Origin of the sequence: Falsiroseomonas selenitidurans, from assembly GCF_012103215.1 — a bacterium.
Taxonomy (GTDB): domain Bacteria; phylum Pseudomonadota; class Alphaproteobacteria; order Acetobacterales; family Acetobacteraceae; genus Falsiroseomonas; species Falsiroseomonas selenitidurans.
Window position 1 is genome coordinate 17,349 of sequence record NZ_JAAVNE010000006.1, and the last position, 18,709, is coordinate 36,057.

Annotated in this window: 19 protein-coding genes; 18 read left to right on the forward strand and 1 reads right to left on the reverse strand. The window is 72.2% G+C overall.

Going from position 1 to position 18,709, the window contains the following annotated elements; all coding sequences use genetic code 11:
- Window positions 1-29: 29 nt before the first annotated feature.
- The 6 genes from HEQ75_RS05415 to pcaG all read left to right on the forward strand — a co-directional run bounded on the left by HEQ75_RS05415 (window position 30) and on the right by pcaG (window position 5,697).
- The gene (locus tag HEQ75_RS05415; RefSeq protein ID WP_168027929.1) at window positions 30-536 is read left to right on the forward strand and encodes a TRAP transporter small permease; all 507 of its coding nucleotides are present in this window, start codon (window positions 30-32) and stop codon (window positions 534-536) included.
- A complete protein-coding gene (locus HEQ75_RS05420) occupies window positions 537-1,859 on the forward strand; it encodes a TRAP transporter large permease (protein ID WP_168027930.1) in 1,323 nt (440 codons plus the stop codon).
- Between the two features lie 79 nt (window positions 1,860-1,938).
- Window positions 1,939-3,147 (forward strand): 3-oxoadipyl-CoA thiolase, encoded by a 1,209-nt coding sequence (gene pcaF / locus HEQ75_RS05425; protein ID WP_168027931.1) that lies wholly within the window; start codon window positions 1,939-1,941, stop codon window positions 3,145-3,147.
- A gap of 160 nt (window positions 3,148-3,307) precedes the next feature.
- A complete protein-coding gene (gene pcaDC, locus HEQ75_RS29220) occupies window positions 3,308-4,447 on the forward strand; it encodes a bifunctional 3-oxoadipate enol-lactonase/4-carboxymuconolactone decarboxylase PcaDC (RefSeq protein WP_168027932.1) in 1,140 nt (379 codons plus the stop codon).
- Between the two features lie 4 nt (window positions 4,448-4,451).
- On the forward strand, window positions 4,452-5,156 hold the full coding sequence (pcaH, locus tag HEQ75_RS05435) for a protocatechuate 3,4-dioxygenase subunit beta (RefSeq protein WP_168027933.1): 705 nt from the start codon (window positions 4,452-4,454) through the stop codon (window positions 5,154-5,156).
- A gap of 1 nt (window position 5,157) precedes the next feature.
- Window positions 5,158-5,697, forward strand: coding sequence for a protocatechuate 3,4-dioxygenase subunit alpha (gene pcaG, locus HEQ75_RS05440; RefSeq protein ID WP_168027935.1), 540 nt, complete (start codon window positions 5,158-5,160; stop codon window positions 5,695-5,697).
- Window positions 5,698-5,925: 228 nt separating this feature from the next.
- Here pcaG and HEQ75_RS05445 read toward each other — a convergent pair whose 3' ends face one another.
- On the reverse strand, window positions 5,926-6,291 hold the full coding sequence (locus HEQ75_RS05445) for a response regulator (protein ID WP_168027937.1): 366 nt from the start codon (window positions 6,289-6,291) through the stop codon (window positions 5,926-5,928).
- A gap of 222 nt (window positions 6,292-6,513) precedes the next feature.
- Here HEQ75_RS05445 and HEQ75_RS05450 point away from each other — a divergent pair, with 222 nt between their 5' ends.
- The 12 genes from HEQ75_RS05450 to HEQ75_RS05505 all read left to right on the forward strand — a co-directional run bounded on the left by HEQ75_RS05450 (window position 6,514) and on the right by HEQ75_RS05505 (window position 18,708).
- Entirely contained in the window at window positions 6,514-7,491 is a 978-nt protein-coding gene (locus tag HEQ75_RS05450; protein ID WP_168027939.1) for an NAD(P)/FAD-dependent oxidoreductase, read from the forward strand.
- On the forward strand, window positions 7,488-8,051 hold the full coding sequence (locus tag HEQ75_RS05455; RefSeq protein ID WP_168027941.1) for a pyridoxamine 5'-phosphate oxidase family protein: 564 nt from the start codon (window positions 7,488-7,490) through the stop codon (window positions 8,049-8,051). Before HEQ75_RS05450 ends, HEQ75_RS05455 begins: the two co-directional genes overlap by 4 nt.
- A 34-nt stretch (window positions 8,052-8,085) precedes the next feature.
- The gene (locus HEQ75_RS05460; RefSeq protein ID WP_168027943.1) at window positions 8,086-8,406 is read left to right on the forward strand and encodes a DUF3253 domain-containing protein; all 321 of its coding nucleotides are present in this window, start codon (window positions 8,086-8,088) and stop codon (window positions 8,404-8,406) included.
- Window positions 8,403-8,849, forward strand: coding sequence for a DUF1499 domain-containing protein (locus HEQ75_RS05465; protein ID WP_168027945.1), 447 nt, complete (start codon window positions 8,403-8,405; stop codon window positions 8,847-8,849). The genes HEQ75_RS05460 and HEQ75_RS05465 overlap by 4 nt, the downstream gene beginning before the upstream one ends.
- 31 nt (window positions 8,850-8,880) lie before the next feature.
- Entirely contained in the window at window positions 8,881-10,605 is a 1,725-nt protein-coding gene (locus HEQ75_RS05470; RefSeq protein WP_168027947.1) for an ABC transporter ATP-binding protein/permease, read from the forward strand.
- A gap of 191 nt (window positions 10,606-10,796) precedes the next feature.
- Window positions 10,797-12,089: a hypothetical protein gene (locus HEQ75_RS05475; protein WP_168027949.1), complete on the forward strand. Its 1,293-nt coding sequence runs from the start codon at window positions 10,797-10,799 to the stop codon at window positions 12,087-12,089.
- Between the two features lie 234 nt (window positions 12,090-12,323).
- Complete coding sequence (locus tag HEQ75_RS05480) at window positions 12,324-13,301, forward strand: Bug family tripartite tricarboxylate transporter substrate binding protein (RefSeq protein WP_168027951.1); 978 nt, start codon at window positions 12,324-12,326, stop codon at window positions 13,299-13,301.
- A complete protein-coding gene (locus HEQ75_RS05485) occupies window positions 13,301-15,004 on the forward strand; it encodes a gamma-glutamyltransferase family protein (protein ID WP_168028211.1) in 1,704 nt (567 codons plus the stop codon). Before HEQ75_RS05480 ends, HEQ75_RS05485 begins: the two co-directional genes overlap by 1 nt.
- Window positions 15,001-16,311, forward strand: coding sequence for an MATE family efflux transporter (locus HEQ75_RS05490; RefSeq protein WP_168027953.1), 1,311 nt, complete (start codon window positions 15,001-15,003; stop codon window positions 16,309-16,311). The genes HEQ75_RS05485 and HEQ75_RS05490 overlap by 4 nt, the downstream gene beginning before the upstream one ends.
- 50 nt (window positions 16,312-16,361) lie before the next feature.
- Window positions 16,362-17,477 (forward strand): acyl-CoA dehydrogenase family protein, encoded by a 1,116-nt coding sequence (locus tag HEQ75_RS05495; protein ID WP_168028213.1) that lies wholly within the window; start codon window positions 16,362-16,364, stop codon window positions 17,475-17,477.
- Complete coding sequence (locus HEQ75_RS05500; protein WP_168027955.1) at window positions 17,474-18,241, forward strand: 3-ketoacyl-ACP reductase; 768 nt, start codon at window positions 17,474-17,476, stop codon at window positions 18,239-18,241. Before HEQ75_RS05495 ends, HEQ75_RS05500 begins: the two co-directional genes overlap by 4 nt.
- Complete coding sequence (locus HEQ75_RS05505; RefSeq protein WP_168027957.1) at window positions 18,238-18,708, forward strand: MaoC family dehydratase; 471 nt, start codon at window positions 18,238-18,240, stop codon at window positions 18,706-18,708. The genes HEQ75_RS05500 and HEQ75_RS05505 overlap by 4 nt, the downstream gene beginning before the upstream one ends.
- Window position 18,709: the final 1 nt, after the last annotated feature.

Genomic DNA, 18,709 nt, shown 5'->3' on the forward strand with positions numbered 1-18,709 from the left:
CCGGCGCAGGGCATAGCAGGAGCGCCGGGATGGCGGAGAGCAAGGATGCCGGGGACCCGCCGCGGGGTCCCCTGGGCGGCATCGCCCGCGCCATGGCCTTCCTGGGCGGGGTTTCGCTGCTGGTGGCGGCCACGGTCACCACCATCAGCGTGGTGCTGCGCTGGACCACCAGCCAGCCGATCCGCGGCGATTTCGAGATGGTTTCCATCGCCAGCGGCGTCGCCGTCTTCGGCTTCCTCGGCTACGGTACGCTGATGCGCGCCAACATCCTGGTGGACACCTTCACCACCTGGCTGCCGCGCCGCGTCGCCGGCCTGTTCGATGCCTTCTGGATGCTGGTCTGGGCGGCGCTGACGCTGTGGCTGGCGGAACGCATGGCGCTCGGCGCGTGGGAGACCTGGGCCAACGGCATGCGCACCATCGGCCTGCTGGCCCTGCCCTATTGGTGGGCGGTCGCCATCGGCGCCCTGGCATTTGCCGTCACCGGGCTGGCGGCGCTGCTCTGGGCCGGGCGGTTCGCGCGGGGACGCTTCTAGATGGCGCCGGAATTCGTCCTCGCCGCCACCGGCTTCGCCGCGCTGCTGGTGCTGATCGCGCTGCGCGCGCCCGTCGGGCTTGCCATGCTGCTGGTCGGCATGGGCGGCTATGTCCACATCCTGGACTGGACGGCGCTGGGCAACTACCTGAAGACCACGCCCTACCACCTGTTCGCCAACTACACGCTGTCCGTCATCCCGCTGTTCATCCTGATGGGCGCGCTGGCGGAGCGCGGCGGCCTGGCGCGCGACCTCTTCGCGGCGGCGAATGCGCTGGTCGGGCGCAAGCCCGGCGGCATGGCGATGGGCGTCATCGGGGCCTGCGGCTGCTTCGGCGCGGTCTGCGGCAGTTCCGTCGCCACCACCGCCACCTTCGCCCGCGCGGCGCTGCCGGAACTGCGGCGCTACGGCTACGACCCGGGCTTTTCCACCGGCACCATCGCGGTGGGCGGCACGCTAGGCATCCTGATCCCGCCCAGCGTCATCCTGGTGATCTATGCCATCAGCACGGAACAGAACATCGCCAAGCTGTTCATGGCGGCGCTGATCCCCGGGCTGCTCGCCATCCTGTTCTACCTGGCCGCCATCGCGCTGATCGTCCGCGCCCGCCCCGAACTCGGCCCGCCGGGGGAGGCGCCGGCGCCGGGTGAGCGGCGGGAGGCCTTCCTCAACGTCATCCCCGTGCTGCTGATCGCGATGGTGGTGGTGGGCGGCATCTATGGCGGCGTCTTCACGCCGACCGAAAGTGCCGCCATCGGCTGCATCGGCACGCTGGCCGTGGGCCTGCTGCGCGGCACCCTGCCGCCGCTGGCGCTGCGCGACTGCCTGTTCGCCACCGCCGAGACCACAGCGATGATCTTCGCCATCCTGCTGGGCGCCGAGGTCTTCAACGCCTTCCTCGCCCTGTCCCAGGCACCGGACCTGCTGGCGCTGTGGATCACGGAGCAGGACTTCCCGCCCTATGGCGTGCTGGCCATCCTGCTGGTGTCCTACATCATCCTCGGCGCCGTGATGGATGAGCTGGCGATGATGCTGCTGACCCTGCCGGTGTTCTTCCCCGTTGTCACCGCGCTGGATTTCGGCCTGACGACGGAGGAGACCGCCATCTGGTTCGGCATCCTGGTGCTGGTGGTGGTGGGCATCGGGCTGACCGCGCCGCCCATCGGGCTGAACGTCTTCGTCGTCTCCGGCCTGGCGCGCGATGTGCCGATCTCCCGCATCTACCGCGGCGTGCTGCCCTTCCTGGGGATGGACCTGCTGCGGCTGGGCCTGCTGGTCGCCTTCCCGGCGCTCAGCCTGTGGCTGGTGCAGGCGCTGAGTTGACGCGCGCCGGCTTCGGCGGCACGAGAAGGCCAAACCGCGCCGCCAGGGCGGCGGGCCAATCCACCGGGGACCCAGCATCATGGCCGAAGCCTTCATCTGCGACGCAGCCCGCACCGCCATCGGCCGCTATGCCGGCGCGCTGAAGGATGTGCGGCCGGACGATCTCGGCGCCGTGCCGATCAAGGCGCTGATGGCGCGCCACCCCAACCTCGACTGGGCGGCGGTGGAGGATGTGATCTTCGGCTGCGCCAACCAGGCCGGCGAGGACAACCGCAATGTCGCGCGCATGTCCGCCCTGCTGGCCGGCCTGCCCGAGTCGATCCCCGGCGCCACGGTCAACCGGCTCTGCGGCTCCGGCATGGATGCGGTCGGCATCGCGGCGCGCGCCATCAAGGCGGGTGATGCCGAGTTCATGCTGGCCGGCGGCGTTGAGAGCATGACGCGCGCGCCCTTCGTCATGGGCAAGTCGGCCGAGGCCTTCGGCCGCAGCGCCGAGATCTACGACACCACCATCGGCTGGCGCTTCGTCAACCCGAAGATGAAGGCCGGCTTCGGCATCGATTCGATGCCGGAGACGGCGGAGAACGTCGCCCAGGATTTCCAGGTCTCCCGCGCCGACCAGGATGCCTTCGCGCTGCGCTCCCAGCAGCGGGCGGGCCGCGCGCAGGCCTCCGGCCGCTTCGCGCAGGAGATCGTCCCGGTCAGCATCGCGCGCCGCAAGGGCGACCCGATCATCGTCGACCAGGACGAGCATCCCCGCCCGGACACCACGCTGGAGGCACTGGCCAAGCTGGGCACGCCCTTCCGCAAGGAAGGCGGCAGCGTCACCGCGGGCAATGCCTCCGGCGTCAATGACGGCGCCTGCGCGCTGCTGGTGGCGAGCGAGGCCGCCGCCGGCCGGCACGGGCTGGTGCCGCGCGCCCGCGTCATCGCCGTGGCGACGGCCGGCGTCGCGCCGCGCATCATGGGCTTCGGCCCGGCCCCGGCGGTGAAGCGCGTGCTGGCCAAGGCCGGGCTGACGCTGGCCGAGATCGACGTGATCGAGCTGAACGAGGCCTTCGCCGCGCAGGCCCTGGCGGTGACGCGCGACCTCGGCCTGCCGGACGATGCGGCGCACGTGAACCCGAATGGCGGCGCCATCGCGCTCGGCCATCCGCTGGGCATGTCCGGCGCCCGCCTGGTGCAGACCGCGGTGCAGGAGTTGCACAACCGCCAGGGGCGCTATGCGCTGGTCACCATGTGCATCGGCGTCGGCCAGGGCATCGCGATGCTGCTGGAACGCGTCTGAGCGCGCGACGGCGGCGGGTTCCGGGCCTGGCCCGGGGCCGCGCTTCCGTCGCCCCGCGCTTCCGCTGCATGGAATGCCGATGCGCCCGGAGCCCGGCCTGCGGCTTCACGGGCGGCGGCATCAAGTGATAGAGAGCAGGCGGGTCTGGTGGGGAGCCGGGATGTTTTTGCACCTGGGCGACGTCGTTTTCCATGCCAAGGTGGAAGGGCCTGCCGCGGCCCCGCCGGTGCTGTTGCTGCATTCCATCGGCACGTCCCTGCATGTCTTCGACCCGCAGGTGGACATGCTGGCGCGCACGCATCGCGTCATCCGGATGGACATGCGCGGCCATGGCCTCTCGGGCGTCACGGATGGCGACTACTCCATGGATCTGCACGCGGCGGATGCGCTGGCGCTGCTGGATGCGCTGGGCGTGCGCCAGGCGCATGTGCTCGGCATGTCGATCGGCGGGCGCATCGCCATGGCGCTGGCGGTGATGGCGCCGGAGCGCGTGCTGTCGCTGATGCTGATGGACACGGCGCTGGAATTCCCGCCGCCCGAGGCCTGGCAGGAACGCATCGACGCGGTGTTGGAGATCGGCACCCAGGCACTGGTGGAGGTGGTGATGCCGCGCTGGGTGGTGGACCCCTCGCTGGCTTCCTCCCAGGGCCTTCGGCAGATGCTGCTGCGCACGGATCGCCGCGGCTATGCCGGTTCCGCCGCCGCGCTGCGCGATGCGCGCGCCAGCCAGGTGGAAGGGCGCATCACCTGCCCGACCACGGTGATGGTCGGCGACCGCGACATCGCCACCCCACCGGAGCTGGCCCGCGCCGTGCAGGCCGCCATCCCCGGCAGCCGCTATCTCGAGATCGCCGAGGCCGGCCACCTGCCGACGCTGGAATGCCCGACGGCGAGCAACGACGCCATCCGCGCGCATTTCGACGGCCTTGCCCCCGCCGCCGGGCATGAGGCCGGCATGGCCGTTCGCCGCGCCGTGCTGGGCGAGGCGCATGTCGCCCGCGCCGGCGCCGCCGTCACCCCGATGGACGCGGCCTTCCAGGACTGGATCACGGCGAATATCTGGGGCGGCATCTGGACCCGCCCGGGCCTGACGCGCCACACCCGCAGCCTGCTCTGCATCGCGATGATGGCGGCGCTCGCCCGGCATGAGGAGTTGGAGCTGCATCTGCGCGCCACCCGCAACACCGGCGTGACGCCGGAGGAAGTGGGCGAGGTGCTGCTGCAGGTCGGCGCCTATGCCGGCGTGCCCACCGCCAATGCCGCGCTGAAGCTTGCCAAGGCCGTCCTCGAGGAAGACTGATCCGATGCCCGATCCCCTTCCCTACCGCCGTCCGGACCCGGCCACCCAGCCGCCCTACGACGCGCCGGCCTATGGCAGCACCCACAAGCGCCACCCGCAGCAGGCGCTGCTGCGCATCCCCACCACGCTGACGGAAGCCAGCGCACCGCGCTTCGACCCGGCGCATTACGCGCCGCAGGCGGACATGTCCCAGGTCGCCGGCCGCGCCGCGATGGGGGAACGCATCATCGTCGCCGGCCGCGTGACGGACGAGGATGGCCGGCCGCTGCGCGGCGCGATGGTGGAGGTGTGGCAGGCCAATGCCTCCGGCCGCTACCACCACCCGCGGGACCAGCACGACGCGCCGCTGGACCCGAATTTCGAGGGCCGCGCCCGCATCTTCACCGATGTCGAAGGCCGCTACAGCTTCGTCAGCATCAAGCCCGGCGCCTATCCCTGGCGCAACCACGCCAATGCCTGGCGGCCCATCCACATCCATTTCGGCCTGCACGGCACCGGCTTCGCGCAGCGCATGATCACCCAGATGTACTTCCCGGGCGACCCGCTGCTGCCGCTGGATCCGATCTTCAACACCACGGCGGACGAGGCGGCGCGCAACCGGCTGGTCTCGACCTTCGATCTCGACATCACGAAGCCCGAATGGGCGCTGGGCTACCGCTTCGACATCGTGCTGCGCGGCCAGATGGCCACCCCCTTCGAGAACGCCTGACATGACCCCCGCCACCGCAAGCCAGACTGCCGGTCCCTACTGGCACATGATCGATTTCCCCGAATGGGCGGACCTGCTCCGCCCCGGCGGGCCGAATGAGGGCGTGGAGGGGGAGCGCATCACCCTGGCCGGCCGCATCACCGATGGCGACGGCGCCGCGGTGGCCGATGGGCTGGTGGAAATCTGGCAGGCCGGGCCGGATGGCGCCTATGAGGCCGGCTTCCACGGCTTCGGCCGCTGCGCGACGGATGCCGAGGGCGGCTTCCGCTTCACCACGCTGAAGCCCGGCGCCACGCCCGGCCCGGGCAACAGCACCCAGGCGCCGCATATCCTGGTGACGGTCTTCGCTCGCGGCCTGATGAAGCATGTGGTCACCCGCGCCTATTTCGCCGGCGAGGCGCTGAACGCGGCCGATCCGGTGCTGAACCTGGTGGACCCGGCGCGGCGCGGCACGCTGGTGGCGCAGCCGGAGGGCGCCGGGGTCTGGCGGCTGGATATTCGCCTGCAGGGCGAAGGCGAGACGGTGTTCCTCGACGCGTGAGCCCCGGCCCGGCGGGCACCCAGGCTAGGGCATTTTCAAGCCTTGCGGCTTCGCAAGGCGAGTCGGAAAATGCGTCAAAACAATAAGCTGGAGCCATTTCACCGTCTTCGCTTGCGGTGAAACGGCTCAAGGAGCCTACTGCGTTCGCTTGAACGCAGCGTGCTCTGGAAGTCTTTGATTCTAGAACAAGAGGTGCGTTCAGATGATTCGATCCGACCGCCTATTTTTCTAGCGCAACAGGCTGCCGATGGTCTCCGCCGCGCGCGCCACGGTGAAGGGCTTGGCGAGGAAGGGCGCGCCGGGCAGGCCGCGCCCCGGCTCCGCCGCCCGCAGCCGGCCGGAGGCATAGACCACCGGCAGGAAGGGCCGCAGTTGCCGCGCCGCATGGGACAGGTCGAAGCCATCCGCGCCCGGCAGGTTGATGTCCGTCATCAGCACGTCGATCTCCGGCCGCCGCGCCAGAAGGTGCAGCGCCACCTCGGCGTCCTCCGCCTCCAGCACGGTGTAGCCGGCATCGGTCAGGCCCTCGACCAGGGTCATCCGAACCAGCGGGTCATCCTCGACCAGCAGCAGCGTCTGCGGGGCCGCCTGCATGCGCACATCCTCCACGCCCATCAGGGTAACCCCTTAGCGGGGCGGAGAGGTGACCCACCGGGCGGCACGTCTGCGTGAAGCCGCGCGAAACCGGCTGCTGTGCCCGGCCTGCATCACCAGCCGCGGGAACTCTGCGCGCGCCAAACGTTTCCCCGGGCAAATCACGCGGCAGCGCAGCATGCGCCCCTTGTCACTGCGGCCGGGCAGGCCATACAGGGCAGCATGCCTCCCAAAGACATCGCCATCGTGGGCGCCGGCCTCGCCGGGCTGGCCTGCGCCAAGACCCTCGCCGCCTATGACGTGCGGCTGCGCCTGTTCGACAAGGGCCGCAGCCCCGGCGGCCGCATGGCGACGCGCCGGGTGGAGGCGGAAGGCCAGGTGCTGAACTTCGACCATGGCGCGCAATACCTGACCGCCCATGGCGCCGCCTTCGCCGCGGCGCTGGATGCGGCGCATGCGCAGGAATGGCCGGATGCCGGGCGGCGCGTCGGCGTGCCGCGCATGTCCTCCGTGCCGCGGGCGCTGGCGGAAGGGATGGATATCGACCTGCAGCGGCAGGTGACGCAGATCACCGGCGGCCCCGGCGCCTGGTACCTGCACCACCTGGACGCCCGCCTGATCCGCCCCGGCCGCCCCTTCCCCACCCAGGCGCCGGAGCGCGAAGGCCCCTTCGATGCCGTGGTGCTGGCCATGCCGGCGCCGCAGGCCGGCGCGCTGCTGGCCGGCCCCGCGCCGCATCTGGCCGCGGTGCTGGAGGTGGTGCGGTTCGAACCCTGCTGGGCGCTGATGCTGGCCTTCCCGCAAAGGCTGGACCTGCCGGACGCCATCCGCCTCGAGTCCGGCCCCATCGGCTGGGCGGCGCGCGACAGTTCCAAGCCCGGCCGCGATGCGAACCAGGAGCTCTGGGTGGTGCAGGGTGGCCCGGCCTGGTCGCGCGAACATCTGGAGCTGGAGGCCGAGCAGGCCGGCACCCTGCTGCTGGAGGCCTTCGCCCGGCACGCCGGCGGCAGCCTGCCCGCGCCCTTCTACAAGGCCGCGCATCGCTGGCGCCATGCGCTGGTGGAGGTGCCGCTCGGCGCGCCCTGCCTGTGGGATGCCTCGCTTGGCCTGGGTGCCACGGGGGATTGGTGCATCGGCGCGCGGGCCGAAGCGGCGGTGGACAGCGCCGCCGCCCTCGTCGCCGCGATACGGAGCTCATGACCGGGCTGGCGGACAGCCTGGCGGAGGCCTTCCGCCTGCTCGCCCGCGGCGTCGCCGATCGTCGCCACCCCTTCCACACGCCGACGCTGGCGACGATCGCCGCCGATGGCGCGCCCAGCGCCCGCACCGTGGTCCTGCGCGGCTTCGCGGCGGAGGACCGCCTGCTGCGGATCCACAGCGATGTCCGCGCCGCCAAGGTGGCGGAGCTGACGGCGGACCCTCGCGCTTCGCTGCACTTCTACGACCAGGGCGCGGCGGTGCAGCTGCGGCTGTCGGGCAGCGTCACGCTGCACCGGGGGGATGCGGTGGCCGAGGCCGCCTGGCAGCAAAGCCGGCCGCTCAGCCGGCTGTGCTACGCCATCGACCCCGCCCCCGGCAGCGCCTGCCCGGCGCCACCGCCGATGCCGGAGGATGTTGAGGCCGGGCGCCCGCATTTCTGCGTGCTGCGCTTCCGCCTGGCCACGCTGGAGTGGCTGCACCTGGCGCGGCAGGGCCATCGCCGCGCGCGCTTCGCCTGGGGCGAGGGACAGGCTATGGAGGCGACATGGCTGGTGCCCTGACCGCCCGCCATCGCCCGCCACCAGCGAGCCTGCCATGATCGCCGCCGAAGCCATTGCCGCCGAGATCCTGCGGCAGACCACCGAACGCGGCCCCGGGCGCAGCATCTGCCCCAGCGAGGTCGCGCGCGCCCTGGCGCCGGAGGAAGACGCCTGGCGCCGGCTGATGGGGCCGGTCCGCGCCGCCGCCATCCGCCTGGCCCGCAGCGGCCAGGTGGAGGTGCTGCGCAAGGGCAGGCCGGTATCGCCGGACGCCGAGATCCGCGGCGTGATCCGCCTGCGCATCGCTGCCGGCCCCGGCGACTTGCCGCCGGATCAGTCGCCCCCCGATGGGGCGCAGGGAGAGACCGAGGCATGAGCACGCTGGATCTGCTGCGCGGCCGCGGCCCTGCCGGCCTGCCACCACCCGTGCCGGTGGATTTTGAACATCTGGTCCTGCCGCCCTCGCCCAACGCCCATCTGGCCGCGCCGCCCGGCGTGACCAATGAACGGCACGAGACGATCCCGCTGCTGCCGATCTCGCCCGAAGCCGCCTGGGCGGCGCTGCGCATGGCGGGGGAGGGCGTGCCGCGCTGCTGGAAACTGGCGGAATGGCCGGACCGGCGGCAGGTGCAGTGGGTGGTGCGCACCCGCTTCGCCAATTTCCCGGACATCCTGGCCGGGCAGGTGGTGCCGCTGCCCGGCGGGTCCGGCTTCTTCCTGTTCTCCCGCAGCCTGATCGGATGGTCCGATTTCGGCGTGAACCGCCGCCGCGTCGCCGCGTGGCGCGCCAGGCTGGACGAGGCGCTGCGCGCGGGCTGAACCTCGTACTCCCTCCCCGGATTCGCACCCAATGCGCCGCATCGGCAGCTTCCTCCGCGACGCCTGGTCGCTGACCCGTCCCTATTGGCGCAGCGCCGAGCGCGGCCGGGCGCTGGCGCTGCTGGCCGCCGTGGTCATCCTGAACCTGTCGCTGGTCGGCATGACGGTGGTGCTCACCTACTGGCAGCGCGCCTTCTACAATGCGCTGGAGGAAAAGGACGCGGCCACCTTCTGGTCGCTGATCTTCCTGGGCGGGGAAGCCGCGGGCACCTGGTTTCCCGGCTTCGCCGTGGTGGCGGCGGCCTATATCCTGATCGCGGTCTACCAGCTGTATCTGCGCCAGGCGCTGCAGATCCGCTGGCGCCGCTGGCTGACCCGCGAATACCTCGACAACTGGCTGGCCGACCGCGCCTATTACCGCATCGCCCTGACCGACCCGGCGACGGACAACCCCGACCAGCGCATCGCCGACGATCTGCGGCTGTTCGTGGACGATGTGCTGACGCTCGGGCTCGGCCTGATGAACAGCGTGGTGACGCTGTTCTCCTTCGTGCTGGTGCTGTGGTCGCTCTCCGGCCCGCTCGAGGTCTTCGGCATCTCCATCCCCGGCTACATGGTCTGGGTGGCGCTGGTCTATTCCGTGGTCGGCACCTGGCTGGCGCATCTGATCGGCCGACCGCTGATCCGGCTGAACTTCCTGCAGCAGCGGGTGGAGGCGGATTTCCGCTACGCCCTGGTGCGGGTGCGCGACAATGTGGAGGGCATCGCCCTGCATGGCGGGGAGGCTGATGAGAAGCGCGGGCTGCTTTCCCGCTTCCAGGCGCTGACCGAGAACTGGTGGGGCATCATGACCGCCACCAAGCGGCTGACCTTCTTCACCGCCGGCTACAGCCAGGTGGCCAGCATCTTCCCCATCGTCGTGGCCGCGCCGGCCTATTTCGCCGGCGCCATCCCGCTCGGCGGGCTGATCCAGACCAGCAGCGCCTTCGGCCAGGTGCAGGGGGCGATGTCCTGGTTCGTGGACTACTACGCGCGGCTGACGGAGCTGTTCGCGACGGTGGAACGGCTGACCGGCTTCCACCGCGCCATCGCCATCGCGCGCGCCACCAGCGCCGGCCCGCGCCCGGTGCCGGGCGAGGATCCGGCGGTGACGCTGGAAGGCGCCACGCTCAGCCTGCCGGATGGCCGGGTGCTGCTGCGCGACGCGGCGCTGCGGCTGGAGAAGGGCGAGGCGGTGCTGGTCTCCGGCGCTTCCGGCAGCGGCAAATCCACGCTGTTCCGCGCCCTGGCGGGGATCTGGCCCTTCGGCCAGGGCGCGGTGCATGTGCCGCAGGGCGCGCGGGCGCTGTTCCTGCCGCAGCGGCCCTACATCCCGCTCGGCACGCTGCGCCGCGCCGTCTGCTACCCGATGGACGCCGCGCTGGTGCCGGATGCCGATGTGCGTGCGGCGCTCGAGGATGTCGGGCTGGGCCATCTGATCCCCCGGCTGGAGGAGGAGGATGCCTGGGACCGGCGGCTGTCGGGCGGGGAGCAGCAGCGCCTGGCCTTCGCCCGCGTGCTGCTGGCGAAGCCCGACTATCTGTTCCTGGACGAGGCGACGGCCAGCCTGGACCCGGCGGCGGAAGCGGCGCTGTACCGGCTGGTGGCGGAAAGGCTGCCGGGCGCGGGCGTGCTTTCCATCGCCCATCGCCCGGCGGTCGCGGCCTTCCACGGCCGCGCGCTGCGCGTGGCGGAGGGGCGGCTGCAGGAAGTTTGAAGTTTTTCCACGTCAGGCGGAATCGCCTGACGGCCCGGAATATGTGTCGAAACAAGAAGCTGGCACCCTGTCCGCGCATCTCGCTGCGCGGATCGGGCTCCGCGCGGCGGCAGGTCCCGGCGGGACAAGCCCGCGCCGATCCGGTACTTGTTGCTGATTCGCAATTTGGTCCAGCGGGTGGCAATCCGACAATGCAGGTCCTGAGTTGGTTCGGCACGGCGCTGCATGGCGCGGCGAATGGGGCTCTGCGCCCCCTGCCCTCCCCATGGCCTGGCGCCGGCCCGGCGCGCGAGGCGGCCTCGCGCAGCTGGTTCCCGCGGATGCATGTGCATCCGGGGCAGCGCTGGGTGACATTGGAACAGGGCGGGCAGCGGCTGTGCGCCACCCCGGATGGCGGGCTCGTCGCCGCGGCACCCGAGGCGGAGGAGGTGCCACCGGAGGCCCGCTTCTTGCCTCTCTCCGATGCGCGGCTGGACCACCTGGCCCGGCTGCCGCTGGATGACTGGACCCTGTCCGACGGCACCCTGGTGGCGGGCGGGGACATCCGCTTGGCGGCGGGCTTCGTGCTGCGCTTCGGCCCGCTCGACATCGCGCTGGACCAGGGCCCCGATACCCTGGTCGTGGAGACGCTGGACGGCGTGCCGCACGGGCTGCGGCTGGTGCATGATGGCTGGCGGGCGGACCGCGCCCGGGTGCTGCGGCCACTCATCTACCTGTGCGTCTTCGGGGCGGAGACGCAGTTCCTCCAGCTCCGCCTGTTACTGGAGTCGCTGGGGCGCTTCGGCGCCTATCGCGGCCAGGTGCTGATCGTCTCGGACCGCCCGGAGGCGGCGCTGCTGCCGCTGGTGCCCGAGGCCCTGGCCGGACAGGTGATGTTCACCCGGCGGGAGATGCCGGACCTCAACGCCATGCTGCATGCCCGCTACGAGCTGGACGACCTGCCAATCGGCCAATTCCAGCCGGTGCTCTATCTCGATTGCGACATGCTCTGCGATGCGCCGCTGATGCCCTTGTTCGCCGGGATGAACACGGCCGACGCCATCTTCGGCACGCTGGAAGTACCGCGGCCGATCGACGGGCCCATGGCGCCCGTCTCGCCCTGGTTCGGCGGCGCGCTTTTTGCCAAGGACCCGCTGCGGGGGCGGCGCATTCATGCGCTGAACTCCGGCTCCATCGGCTTCAGCAACCGGGCGATCGCGGAGCCGGTGTTCCGGCAGCTGCTGGGCATCGCCCGCGGCTATGCGGCGCGGGAGCCCGACCATAACCCGCGCTTCGGCGACCAGCCCTTCCTCAACTACCTGTTCCAGAAGCTGGGGCCGGTGGATCTCGCCCTGTTGAACCGGCATATCCGGGTGCTGCGCGGCAGTGCCACGACGATGGATGGGGCACGGCTCGGCCTGCTGCACTTCAACCGCGGAGTCGGGCACGCCGGCAAGCACGAGACCATGCAGGCACACCTGGCGTCGCTGAAGGAACAGGCCTGACCCGGCGCAGTTCAGTCGGACATCGCCGCCTGCAGCCTGTCCAGGCCGGCCCCAGCCATCCCCCGCGTGCCGCCCTGCACGCCCTCCTGCGCCGGGCGCGGCCCCGGCCGGCCGCGCTCGACCAGCCTTCCCGGCCGTGATCGGGGGCCACGCAACTTGGCATCGCCGCAGGCCCTTCGCAGCGCAGCACGGGGGTGCCAGCATGGCATTGCCGATCGAACAAGGGACCGCGCGATGACCCTGCTCCCCCGCCGCTCCATGCTGGCGTTGCCCGGCCTTCTCCTGGCCCGGCCGGGCGCCGCGCAGACCGCGGATTGGCCCAGCCGCGCCATCCGCATCATCGTCCCCTTCCCGCCCGGCGCCGGCACGGACCTGCTGGCCCGCGCCTATGCGCAGCGTCTGACGGAGGTGCTGGGCCAGGCGGTGGTGATCGAGAACCGCGCCGGCGCCAGCGGCATGATCGGGACGGAGGCCGCGGCGCGCGCGCCGGCCGATGGCTACACCATCCTGATGGCGAATTCCTCCGTGCTCGCCATCAACCCCGCCATCCGCGCGACCCTGCCCTACGACCCGGTGGGCAGCTTCGACCCGGTGGCGCTGGTGGGCGCCAATGACAGCGCCCTGGTGGTGCGCACCGAATCGCCCTTCCGCACGGTGGCGGCATTGCTGGCGGCGGCGCGGGCGCGGCCCGGCGGGCTGTCCTATTCCTCCGCCGGCACCGGCACCTCCACCCACATGGCGGCGGAGTTTTTCAAGCAGACCGCGGGCGTGGACATCCTGCACGTGCCCTATCGCGGCAGCCCGCAGGCGCTGACGGACATGCTGGGCGGCCAGGTGGACATGAACTTCAACACGGTGAATGCCGTGGTCGCCGCGGTGCGCGACGGCAAGGCGCGCGCCCTGGCGACCACCGGCGCCAGCCGCGACCCGCTGCTGCCGGACGTGCCGACCTTCGCCGAGATCGGCTTCACCGGCTACCAGGCCAGCGGCTGGCTGGGCTTCGTGGTGCCGGCAGGCACGCCGCCTGCCATCGTCGACCGGCTTGCGGCCGCCATCGCCCAGGTGGCCGCCCTGCCCGGCTTCGCCCAGCGCATCGCCAGCATCGGCATGAAGCCCACCATCAGCACGCCGGCGGAATTCCGCGCCATCATCGGGCCGGAAATCGCCCGCTGGACGCGGGTGGCGCGGCAGGCGGGGGTGACGGTGGAGTGATGCTGACGCGGGAGACGGTCAGCGGCACCCGCCACGCCATCTCGGCCGGCCATTATCTGGCCAGCGCCGCCGGGTTTTCGGTGCTGGAAGCCGGCGGCAATGCGGTGGATGCGGGCTGCGCGGCCGGCCTCGCGCTCGGCGTGCTGCATCCGGACCTGGTGAGCATCGCCGGCGTCGCGCCCATCCTGCTGCGCACCGCCGCCGGCACGGTGGAGAGCATCGCCGGCGTCGGCCCCTGGCCGGCGGCGACCGATGCGGCGTTCTTCCAGCGCGCCCATGGCGGGAAGATGCCGGCGGGCGTGCTGCGCACGGTGGTGCCGGCCGCGCCCTGCGCCTTCATCACCGCGCTGCAGCGCCATGGCAGCATGGCGTTTTCCGAGATCGCCGCGCACGCCATCCGCTTCGCCGCCGAAGGCTTCGCGGTCTATCCGCTGCTGGCCGAGAACATCGCCAACCATGCGGCGGAGTATCGCCGCTGGCCGCAGAACGCCGCCATCTTCCTGCCCGGCGGCGCACCGCCGGCCGAGGGCGACCGCTTCCTGCAGGCCGACCTCGCCGCCACGCTGCGCTTCATGGCGGATGAGGAGCGCGCGGCGCTTTCCCGCGGCGCCGATCGCGTGGCAGGGCTGGAGGCCGCGCGGGATGCCTTCTACCGCGGCGACATCGCCGCCCGCATGGTGGATTTCATCCAGGCGGAGGGTGGCTGGCTTTCGCGCGAGGATCTGGCCCGCTTCCGCTGCCCGGTGGCCCCGCCCGTCTCCATCGCCTGGCGCGGCCAGCGCGTCTTCACCGGCGGGCCGTGGTGCCAGGGGCCCACCCTGCTGCAGGCGCTGCTGATGGCGGAACGCGCCGGGCTGGCCGCGCTGCCGCACAACGCGCCGGACTACCTGCACCTGATGGCGGAGCTGCTGAAGATCGCCTTCGCCGACCGCGAACACCATGTCGGCGACCCGGATTTCGTCGCGGTGCCGCTGTCGGCGATGCTGTCAGATGCGCACATCGCCGCGCGCGTGGCGCAGATCGACCCGGGGCGGGCGCATCCCGGCATGATGCCGGCCCTGCTCGGCACCGGGCGCGGCCAGCCCGCGGCATCCCTGGCAGCGGACCCGCCGGTGGAGGCCGGGACCTCCTATGTCGCGGTGGTGGATCGCTGGGGGGGTGCCTTCTCCTGCGCGCCCTCCGATGCTTCCTGGTCCAGCCCGGTCATCCCCGGGCTCGGTTTCGTGCCGTCCAACCGCGGCTCGCAGAACCGCACGGATCCGGCGCATCCGGCGGGGCTGGCGCCGGGCAAGCGGCCTCGGCTGACGCCGATGCCGGCGCTGGCGCTGGGGGCGGATGGCAGTGTGATGCCCTTCGGCTCCCCGGGCAATGACGTGCAGCCGCAGGCGCTGCTGCAGGTGCTGATGAACCTGTTCGTGCATGGCATGACGCCGCAGGCGGCGGTGGAGGCGCCGCGAATCGCCAGCTACGCCTTCCCCGGCACCAGCGCCCCGCATGACCATTTCCCGGCCCGGCTGGCGGTGGAATCCCGCATCCCGGAGGCGGTGCGGGACGCGCTGGCGGCGCGCGGCCACGCCATCCGCCTGTGGCCGGAGCGCACCTGGCTGGCCGGCTGCGTCGAGCTGGTGCGGAAGGACCCGGCGCGCGGGCTGATCGCCGCTGCCGCGGACCCGCGCCGCCCCGCCGCCGCCATCGCCCTGTGATCCGCGCGCGGCTCGGCCGGATCGGCGCGCTGGCGGCGCCGACGGCGCTGGTGGCGATCCTGCAGGTGACGGGCCAGCTGGCGGAAACCTGGCTGGCGGCGCGGCAGGGCACGGAAGCGCTGGCCGGCTGGGCCACCGCCCTGCCCTTCGTGCTGCTGATGCAGATGATGTCCACCGGCGCCATGGGCGGCGGCGTGGTCTCCGCCATCGCCCGCGCGCTGGGCGGCGGGAGGCGGGAGGAGGCGTCGGCCATGGTCCTGCATGCGGCGCTGATCGCGCTGGCCGCCGGGCTGGTCTTCGCCCTGCCGCTCGGCCTGTTCCCGCGCGCGATCCTCGGCGCCATCGGCGGGCCGGCGACGGCGGAGGCGGCAGCGCCCTATGCCGCCTGGCTGTTCGGGCTGGGGGCGGTGCCGGTGTGGATGACCAACACCCTGGCCTCCGTGCTGCGCGGCGGCGGGCGGCATGCGCTGGCGGCGCGGGTGCTGGTGCTGGCCTGGGCTGCCCTGCCGCCCACCGGCTGGGCGCTGGCGGAACCCCTCGGCATGGGCCTGGCCGGGCTGGGGGCGTCAATGGCGCTGGTGTTCTGGGTGGCGACGCTGGCCATGGGGCTGGTGGTGCTGCGTGGTGGCGCCGGCTTCGTCCCGACGCTGCGGATGCGGCCCCAGGCGAGGGTCTTCGGAAAAATCCTGTCGGTGGGGCTGGTGGCCAGCGGGCTGGCGGTGATCGCCAACCTCGCCACCATCCTGGTCACCGCCCAGATGGCGGCGCATGGCGCGGTGGCCGTGGCTGCCTATGGCATCTCCGCCCGGCTTGAATTCCTGATGATCCCGCTCGCGTTTGGCATCGGCTCGGCGCTGACGGCGCTGGTCGGCCGCGCCGCCGGGGCCGGGGATTGGGCGGAGGCGCGTGCCCTGGCCTGGACGGGCGCGGCCCTGGCCCTGGCGCTGACCGGCGCGGCGGGGCTGGTGGTGGCGCTGGCGCCGGCGCAGGTGGCCGGGCTGTTCACGGCGGACCCCGCCGTGCTCGCCATCGCGGCGCGCGGCCTGGCCTATGTCGGCTTCGCCTTCGGTGGCTTCGGCCTGGGCATGGCGCTGTATTTCGCCAGCCAGGGCGCCGGGCGCATGGGCTACCCGGTGGCCGGCGCGCTCACCCGGCTGACGCTGGCCGTGGGTGGCGGCTGGCTGCTGGCCGGGCCGCTAGGCATGGGGATCGAGGGGCATTTCCTCGGCGTCGCGCTCGGCATCACCGCCTATGGGCTGGTGACGGCCGCCGGCGTGCGTCCGGCGGTCTGGCCGGGGCGCGGCTGACGCGGCAGGATGCCCCCCAACGAGAGGGGGAAACCGTGGCCGATCCGGAGATGCTGGATGCCCTGCGCGCCACCGCGCGCCGCTTCGCGGAGGCGGAGGTCGCGCCGCGCGCCGCCGAGCTGGACGAGACGGAGCGCTTCCCCGCCGACCTCTACCGCGCGCTGGGCAGCCTCGGCCTGCTCGGCATCACCGTGCCGGAGGCGCTCGGCGGCGCCGCGGCGGGGGTCGAGGCCTATGCCCTGGTCATGGAGGAACTGTCCCGCGGCTATGCCAGCGTGGCGGACCAGGTGGGGCTGGTGGAGTTGCTGGGGACCCTGCTCTCGGAGCACGGCACGCCGGCCCAGCAGGCGCAGTATCTGACACCCCTGCTGCGCTACGAGACCAGCTGCGCCTATGCGCTGACCGAGGCGGAGGCGGGATCGGACCTCGCCAACCTGAAGACCACCGCGCGGCGCGACGGCCCGGACTGGGTGCTGGATGGCGAGAAGATGTGGATCCACATGGCGCCGCGCGCGGATTTCGCCGCCGTGCTGGCGCGCACGGACCCCGCCGCCGGGCATCGCGGCATGTCCATCTTCCTCGCGGATCTGAATGCGCCGGGCGTGGAACGGCTGCGGGCGGAACACAAGATGGGCCAGCGCGCCTCCCCGGTCGGCGGGCTGCGATTCACCGATGTCAGGCTGCCGGGGGCGGCGCTGCTGGGGCCGGAAGGCCGCGGCTTCCACATGATGATGTCGGTGCTGGACAAGGGCCGCATCGGCATCGCGGCCCTGGCGCTGGGTATCCTGCAATCGGCGCTGGAGGAAAGCATCGGCCACGCGAAGCAGCGCGTGCAATTCGGCAAGCCCATCGCGGAGCAGCAGGCGATCCGCTTCCTGATCGCCGACATGGCGAAGGACACGCACGCCGCCCGGCTGCTGGTGCGCGACGCCGCGCAGGGCATGGATGCCGGCCGCCGCGTGACGCTGGAAGCCAGCATGGCCAAGTGCTTCGCGAGCGACGCCGCGGTGGCGCGCACGGCGGATGCCGTGCAGATCCATGGCGGCACCGGCTACATCCGCGGCGTGACGGTGGAGCGGCTGTACCGCGACGCGAAGATCACGCAGATCTACGAAGGCACCAACCAGATCCAGAGGATCATCATGGCACGCGAGATCCTGTCGTGACCCGCCCCGTCGCGCTCGTCACCGGCGGCAGGCGGGGGATCGGCCGCGCCGCCTGCGTGGCGCTGGCCGCCAAGGGCTACGACATCCTGGCCTGCGACATCGCCGAGGAGGGTTTCGCCGAAACCGCGGCCGCGGTGGAAGCCGAGGGCGGCTATTTCGCCTGGCGGCTCTGCAACGTCGCCGATCTCGGGGAGATCGAGGCGCTCATCGACTGGGCCTGGGCGGTGCGCGGCGGGGTGGAGGCGCTGGTGAACAACGCCGGCGTCGGCGCCCTGCAGCGCGGCGACCTGCTGGCGGTGACGCCGGACTCCTGGGACCGCTGCCTCGACATCAACACCCGCGCGCCCTTCTTCGTCTCCCAGCACCTGGCGCGGCGCATGGTGGCGGCAGGCGCCCCGGCGCGCGGGCACCGCGCGCTGGTGTTCATCTCCTCGGCCAATGCGGCGCTGGTCAGTTCGGACCGTGCCGAGTACAGCGCCAGCAAGATCGCCGTCTCCATGGTCGCGCGCTGCTTCGCGGACCGGCTGGCTGAGGAAGGCATTCCGGTCTTCGATATCCGCCCCGGCGTGATCCGCACGGACATGACCGCCGGCGTCGCCGCGCGCTACGCGGCGCGGATCGCCGCCGGGCTCTCGCCGATCCGGCGGTGGGGGGAGCCGGAGGATGTCGGCCGCGCCATCGCCGCCCTGGTCACCGGCGCCATCCCCTTCTCCACCGGCGATGCCTTCCACATCGACGGCGGCCTGCACCTGCACCGGCTATGAAGATCGATCAGGCGCTGCTGCGCTATGAACAGGTGGAGCCCGGCCTCGTCATCGAGACCGGCGGCATCACGGTGACGGAGGCGCATATCGTCGCCTTCGCCGGCCTGACCGGCGACTTCTTCGACATCCACATGGATGACGACTACGCCCGCGGCCTGGGCTATCCCGGCCGCGTCGCCCATGGGCTGCTGGGCCTGGCGCTCTGCGACGGCCTGAAGAACCGCGCGCCCACCCGGTTCGCGGCCATCGTGTCGCTGTCCTGGCGCTGGTCCTTCAGCGGCCCGATCCTGGTTGGCGACCGCATCGCCGCGCGCATCACCGTGCTGTCGAAGCGGCTGACGAAGAACCCGGCGCGCGGCATCCTCACCATGGATTTCGCCCTGGCGAACCAGCGTGGCGAGGTGGTGCAGAAGGGGGAGAACGACCTGATGGTGCACACGCTGGCGGTGGACGCGCCGCCCGCCTGAG